At 43.0% G+C, this 1,771-nt stretch carries 2 protein-coding genes; both read right to left on the minus strand.

The genetic code is table 11. From position 1 onward, the window contains the following. Positions 1-961 (minus strand): hypothetical protein (locus tag N1032_RS22905; RefSeq protein ID WP_259542624.1); only part of this gene is annotated, 961 nt, incomplete at its 3' end. A 162-nt stretch (positions 962-1,123) separates the two neighbouring features. Continuing rightward, positions 1,124-1,771 (minus strand): hypothetical protein (locus N1032_RS22910; RefSeq protein ID WP_259542625.1); only part of this gene is annotated, 648 nt, incomplete at its 5' end.

The following is a 1,771-nucleotide window of genomic DNA, read 5'->3' on the forward strand; positions in this document are numbered from 1 at the left end:
CCGCACCCATTAAGCCACCCATCAGGCCATTACCCTGAGCCGGGGCAACCGTAGTAGTATTACGGGTTCCCGTAGTGCCAGCATTAGCAAACGGTGACAAGATACCGCCGTATTGCTGCAAACGAGCAAGGCTAGGATTACTAAGTAACCATGCGTTATACTGGTTAGCGTTAAGGGCTTGCTGTTGGCGCTGCTGCTGTTGCAATCCAACGTTATAAGCATTCTGTTGGTTCTGTAGATAGTTCTGGTTATATTGATTTAGATAGCTCATACCCTGATTATAAGCATTATAACCAGTGCTAATCTGTTGCCCTGCAATAGAGGCAAGGCTATTAGCGCTTTGCTGTTGCATACCTAAATAAGACATAACCCTATTTTGTGCTAGCTGTTCCTCTGCTGTGCGGTACTGTACGGAAGCCGCACCAACCGCCCTAGCCGCCTTACCAACAATAACACCCTGAGCAACACCACTACGGCTACTACCCATATTACCGGATAGCGTAGCGGATTGGTTTAGCTCATAGATTGATTGGTCGCGTTGTTCGTTAATATCTTTGGTAGCTTCTGCAATCTGAGAATTAACCAAATCACTATTAAACTCACTAGCAAAGGCTTTTTGATAATCTGCCGTGGTCATGCCAGCAATACGGGATAAGATACCCTGTGCGCTCTGCTGGCCCTGTAGCCCCTGTTGTAGCTGGCTCTGGCCCATAGATTGCATATAGTTTTGAGCGGTCTTATAGTCGCTAAGGTCTACCCCTTTTAATAGGTTTTGCTCTGACTGTAAAAACTGCTGGCTATAGTCTGCTATCTGCTGTTGCTGTAGAGGTGCGTTAGCTAGTTCCCTGTTAGCGGCGTTAAAGGTATTCATAAAATCTTTATTCTGTGCTAACAGGTTTTGCTGTGTTGTATTTTCAGTAGTCTTAGTAGAGCTACTCTTTTTCTTAAAAAGTCCTCCCACAATTACACCTCCGCATACTGACTAGGTTTAATTGGTTTTAAATGCCCTTTCCATGCTGGTTTAGGCTGTGGCTTTTTAGGTTGTTTTGGTAATTTACCCATAAGATAGAGTTTCCTGTTTATAGGAAAGACTCATTTAAATTCATTTAATCTTTCAGTGTTATTAATCTACTAAGTAATTAAACATGTTAGATACTTCACGCTCATCTAACCCACCATTATTCATACGCTGCTTAAGGGCTTCCCTTTTAGCTGCTGCTGCTTCCTGTGCCTGTGTACGCTGTGCATTAGCTACACTGGAAGTAGAGCGGGGCGCTTTGGCTTGTGCATACTTAGCCGCTTTCTGTTGTAGTTTCTCTTTGTTCTTTTCGTATAGATAGCCATTGCGTAGCGCTTCTGCTAGTTCTGGCGTCCATACGTGCTGGACTGTATTAAAATCAATCCCTTTATCCGCATAGAATTTAATAACCTGATTACGTTCTTTTTCCCAGTTAGGATACTTACGGCTATTAATATCCAATTCCTGAGCCGCCCGGAAGTTAGCTAAATCCATTTTCTGAATAGCGAGTAATTGTAATTCCTCATTTACTCGATTATCTAGGGCTTGCCTTTGTTCTTTGGCGTTCTGCAATTGGCGTGAGTAAGTAGCATACTCATCATTAGTAATATTGCTATTTAGCTTCTGAGTAAGGTTATCAATGTTAATATCAATTGCTAGCTTATTACGGGCATGTACCCCGGCAATATAGCTATTAATATCCTCTGTGCGCTGTGCAATATCGCTAACGTATTCCCGCTGGCGTTCTACCTG

Source organism: Herbiconiux daphne (assembly GCF_024979295.1).
GTDB classification, from domain to species: domain Bacteria; phylum Actinomycetota; class Actinomycetes; order Actinomycetales; family Microbacteriaceae; genus Herbiconiux; species Herbiconiux daphnes.